We start from the raw sequence: 5081 nt of genomic DNA, 5'->3' as shown, positions 1-5081 counted from the left end.
GTTTCAGAAACTTTGAAAAGACAAAACTCGCATTTTCATTGCCATAAACATAAAACGAGAGAAGACAAGAACTGTCCTCTCTCGGTGTTAAGTGGGTCAACCCACTACAGTTGACAAAGAGCCCATTTTTCCGCATTTTTGGCAGCGGAAGCGACGCTTTCTTAAACGAATCAACGTTTTATAGCCAGCACATTCAAGATAAGGAATTTTAGACGGTTTTTGGAAGTCGTATTTCGCCATCTGTCCTTGGCAATGTTGGCATTTTGGGGCTTGGTAGTCCAGCTTAGCAATGACTTCCTTGTGACTTTCAGCATCAACGACTTCCAAAATAGTAATGTTAGGGTCTTTAATTTCCAGTAGGCTTGTGATAAAATTAAACTGTTCCATATGACACCTTTCTAATGATGGTTTGGTCGCTTTTCATTATAGGTCATATGGGGCTTTTTTCATACTCAAAAGGCTCTATAATCTCCGTGGTGGATTTACCCACTACAGAAATTATAGAGTCTATATATCTTACGACTCCATAAGCCAATCCCATCGCCCTATCTAAAAAACCAGTCCCAACAGGAACTGGTTTTAGAGTCAAACTGAATCTACAAGTCATCAGTAACTTAGCTTTGACGACGTTTGAGAGAAATAAACATAAAGGTCAGGCCTGTCAGAGTAAGACCTCCGACTGCCAGTAAGTGCCTGTTGCTAGCACCTGTTTTAGGTAACATCGCTTGATAAGTAGGTATTACCGATGATTGATTAGGCTTGTTAAAAGTTCCATTTCTCCAAGTCAAAGGCGTCCCTTGACTGTTTTTGGATGACAGTAAGGCTGACTCTCATTGATTAGAACCACCAGCGGCAGCGCTTCCTCCTTTGAGAAGAGACTTTTCGTCATGTTGTTTTAAAGCCATTTCTTTTTTAAAAGCATCCTTTACAGCTAGAGTCGGTTTAATCGTCGCTAGCTGCTGGTCTGTCGAAGACGACTGAGAGCTTATTGTCTCAGCAGTGCCCTTCGTCACTTTCTTTGGCCTTATAAAACTTAAAGTAACAGCCTTGCCCTTATAATCAGCTGACACATAAGTTAAGCCTTCTGATAGTTTTACTTCGATAAGAGCAAAGAGATGCTCCAAGAAAACAGCATGGGCCATCAGATCAAAGGATAATATTTGAGCCAATTTCCCATCAATCAGGATTGTAATCTCATAGTTTTCCACTGGTGGGTTGACGGAAGAAACAACATGAGCGTCACCTGACGACTGGTCATCCATAGGATGATGGAAGAAGAGATAAACCGTATTGTCTTCATGGGCAGCTGAGTCATAAACAAGACCTTCGGACAATTTAGCTTCGATAAGGGCAGAGAGATGCTCCAAAAAGACAGCATAAACCACATCATCAAATGCTGATACTTGAACCTCTTTACCATCAGCCGAAACAACTATCGTGTAGCTTTCTGAGACATCCTTAGACGGTTGAGGTATAGTCGGTACAGTTGGAGAAGGAATTGGTGCCAAGGTTAGCGCCTTACTAGCGATAATACGCTTAGGAGCTAGACCTTGATCAGTGACCACAGTGGTTACTTGCCTTGATAGAGCACCTGTTTGCTCATCCACACTATAAATCGTTCGGGTTTCTGTGACTCTTGGTTGTCCTGGAATAACTTTATCTGGACTACCAACAAGGTTATTACCATCATACTCAACCATTTCAGAAAGCACTTCTTCTTGACGAACAAGTTTAGGTTTAGTACCGACAACAATCTCTTTAGCAACAGCTGGCTTGGTGCTTAGAATAGTTGTTTGATCAACAACCACTGCCTTATCGCCATCAAGACGATAAGAGGTTCGAGTCGTAGTGATTGCAGGACTTCCCTCAATGCGAGTCACTCGTTTGTTGGCTTCAATATTATCATCAGCAACATAGCGAACAGGAATATCTGTTCCCACCAGCTCTTGAATGAGAGATTTAGTACCGACTTGTATCACTGTATCAGTAGGATTTTCGATCAATCGACCAGTGAACGCAGAGGCTTTACCAGATTGACCTAAAATAGTAACAGGCTGGCTAGCAAAAGCGAGTTGGTCATTTGCCTCATATCGAATTGATGGCTCTACGATAGAGTAAGCTTTATATTCCCACGTTCCAGTGAACGTAAGTGGTCCTGAAACCACTTGTTCATTTGCCGGATTCCATCCTTTGAATTTCCACTCACCTGTCGCATCTTTACTTTCAATTACTACATCTGTATAAAGATTTGGTACTGAGATAGTTTCATTTTCAGACACTGTTTTTCCACTAGGTAGAGGAGCTTTTTGGACATCAAAATTAGTTTCTTGACCATTTTCAAAACTATAGCGATACGAAATCTGATAATTTCTAGGTTGTCTAATCGATGTTGCTGGATTGATAACCATTGCTTTAGTACCAACAATACGCTCAGGGGCAAGGCCAGCATCTACGATAACTTCCTCAACCTTTTCAACTACTTTACCAGTATCCTTATTGAGAGTATAAGTCTTACGGATTTCAGTTAGTTTTGGTCGACCAGGTGTTACTTTATCAGGTGTTCCTGCTAAAACATTTGAATCCTCAACCACTTTTTCTGCTAAATCTTGACTTATTTGAGTGGTAACAGGTTTAGTACCGACAGTCACAATTCGAGGAGAACCCTCATAAACAACGGTTTGTTTGTTAACTTCATCAAGAACAGCTGTTCCATTAACTAATTCATAAGGGGTTGTCACCTTAGTTCTAGTCTGGCTACCCACATCAGTAATGACCATGTGCCCTGCAGAATCTTGTTCGTTTGCTACAAATTTCAATCGAATTTTTGATATTTCCTCGGTCACAAGTGGCTTAGTACCAACTGATATCGTCGTTGGAATCGCTTCTTCCGTGGTTTCTGTGATTTTAGGCACAGCTTTACCATCGACAATGTCAAAAGTGGTTCGGATTGTTGTTTTTTCAGGGCGACCTTGGTTAACTTCTGTTTTAATATTAGCTTCTTTAGCATCATCTCTAACATAAGTAACAGGAATTGTAGCTGCTTCTCTAACCTCAACCTTTGGTTTAGTACCAACGGTAACAACCTGAAGCGTTGGTAGAACAACTACCTTACCCGTAATCGCTGATTGTTTTCCAGGAACACCAGAAATCTTAATAACATTGTCAGTACCTGCGTCACGCTCTTGGTCCGCCTCATAAGCAATCGAAAAATCAACAGGCTTGTAAGGCACAAACTCCCAGGTACCAGTGACTGTAATATCATGGTTTTCTGATACATCATCTGACGAGGTCCAACCTTTAAACTGCCATTCTCCTAATCGATCAATACTCTCAACCAGACTCGGTTGTGGAGCTTCTGGAATAGGAATAACATCACCTTGTTTAACAGTTGTTGCTACAGGAACCGTTGAAACTTGATTTTTGTTAAAGTTACTTTCCTCACCCTTAGTAAAGGCATAGACATAGGTAACACGATTTGAAATCGGCGTTACTACCTTAGGTGCAAATCTCCAGTTTCCTTTATAAATAATGATAGTTGGAGTATCTTGCTCTGTTTCTTTAGTCCAATTAACAAAAGTCCAAGTTCCTGAATCCGTTTGGATATCCGAAGGATTTTTCGGAGTCTCAGGCTCTTGTTCATTATCCAAGCTCTCTGAAGGAAGAATAGCCATTACGGGATGTGGGGCTACAATCTCTTTGTCGTTATGATAAAATTCATAATACACATCGTAAGGATGTTTGTAGACAAAGTCATTATTACTATCTTGTCTAATAAGGCGCTCATTACCTTTCATGACCATCGTCGCAGTGCTTTCAGTGTCTAAATCTAAATAAACATGATTATGAAGGGTAGCTTGACTATCTTGAGCGGTTACTTCAAATCTCAAACCATTCATGCTAACACCTGTCTTAGCTGTTAACTTGTTTTGAGGAGCTATACGGACTGTTCCGTCTCCCGAAAGATCCCATGCGTCTGTTTTAGCATTATCAACATCTAATATAGAATCTCTTGAAACAACATAAGCGCTGTTACTTTGACGATTATTACTCAATTTGATATTGGCATTGTTAGTGAGCTCTAAACTACCACCATTGGTTGTAACATTGGATAAGTTAACACCGTCTAGTGTAATTGTTCCAGTCGGTTCAAATTGAATGATTCTATTGGATTTGCTAGTACCAGAACCTTTTAAGGTTTCCGCCGTAACATTTGAGCCAATTTGACCACTTGTCATTTCAATCGTAGTAAACTGAGCATCACGAGTCCCTGTGATCATAAGTTCTTGTGCCTTAATAGCAGGAGGACGATTGCCAGTAGTTATCTCTGAAAGAGTTAGAGGAGCATTCGCTGTTATTTTAGGCATTACAGATAGGTCTGGATTTATCTGTAAATTTAGGTTTTTAAGCGTACTTGCAGCATTAATTACTAATTCTGGGCGATTCAAAGTCAGGCTAGCATTTTCAGTATGACCTTCAATCGTCACCGCTTTAGTGATGGTATCAAAAGTTCTATCTACCAAACTGTCCACAACAACAATCTTACCCTCTTATGTCAAGTAACTGACACTATTTATCTGCTAGATTACACACTCATTATACCACAAACTATCCCATCGAGAAAGAGACTTGCTAGGGTACAAGTCTCCTCCTCAGCTATTTGTAGATGACTGTAAAAAAGCCAAGACAATCAACCACAACTTTGTCAACGTGTGCAACTACAATTTCTTTGCTTAACCTCTTGTCAGTTGGTAACTGAACACAGTTCGCTTCTTTCATCTGTTCTTCCAAAGCCTGAACATATTTATCTACTTCCTTTTTCTTGGCAATATAATCTTCTCTGGTCAACAGGCTATCCTTGTAGTCCTGAAAGCAGGCAAGTTTTTCTGTCTTCAATCGTTCAATTTCACGAAGAACAAGGGTCTTAGATACCTTTTGATGAGGTTTTACTGCTTCATTTCCTAGTTTCCCTTTGATTGCTTGTTCAATCCTATCCACTCGACAAGACTTCATTTTTTCTCCCTGCCCCTTACAATAACGACAGGAAAAATATTGGTAACCTTGATGGTTGTAATGTCCAATCA

The 5081-nt window shown here is 40.2% G+C and carries 2 protein-coding genes and 2 pseudogenes; all 4 read right to left on the bottom strand.

Annotated features, from left to right (window positions below):
- Nucleotides 1–123 precede the first annotated feature (123 nt).
- Nucleotides 124–387, bottom strand: a pseudogene (locus ACERC7_RS10415) (transposase family protein); the annotation flags it as partial.
- A gap of 227 nt (nt 388–614) precedes the next feature.
- Nucleotides 615–722, bottom strand: a complete 108-nt coding sequence (locus ACERC7_RS10410; protein WP_373666883.1) for an LPXTG cell wall anchor domain-containing protein — start codon at nt 720–722, stop codon at nt 615–617.
- 108 nt (nt 723–830) lie between these two features.
- Nucleotides 831–4529, bottom strand: a complete 3699-nt coding sequence (locus ACERC7_RS10405; RefSeq protein ID WP_373666882.1) for an SHIRT domain-containing protein — start codon at nt 4527–4529, stop codon at nt 831–833.
- Nucleotides 4530–4653: 124 nt separating this feature from the next.
- A pseudogene (locus ACERC7_RS10400) lies at nt 4654–5081 on the bottom strand (recombinase); the annotation flags it as partial.

It is taken from the genome of Streptococcus sp. E17BB (genome assembly GCF_041807725.1).
Classification (GTDB): domain Bacteria; phylum Bacillota; class Bacilli; order Lactobacillales; family Streptococcaceae; genus Streptococcus; species Streptococcus entericus.
Note: the sequence above shows the minus strand (reverse complement) of the source record. Positions and strands in the feature narration are given on the sequence as shown.

Excerpts from the sequence above, each read along its gene's own strand:
- ACERC7_RS10410 (WP_373666883.1), bottom strand. The coding sequence starts at position 722 with ATGTTACCTAAAACAGGTGCTAGCAACAGGCACTTACTGGCAGTCGGA.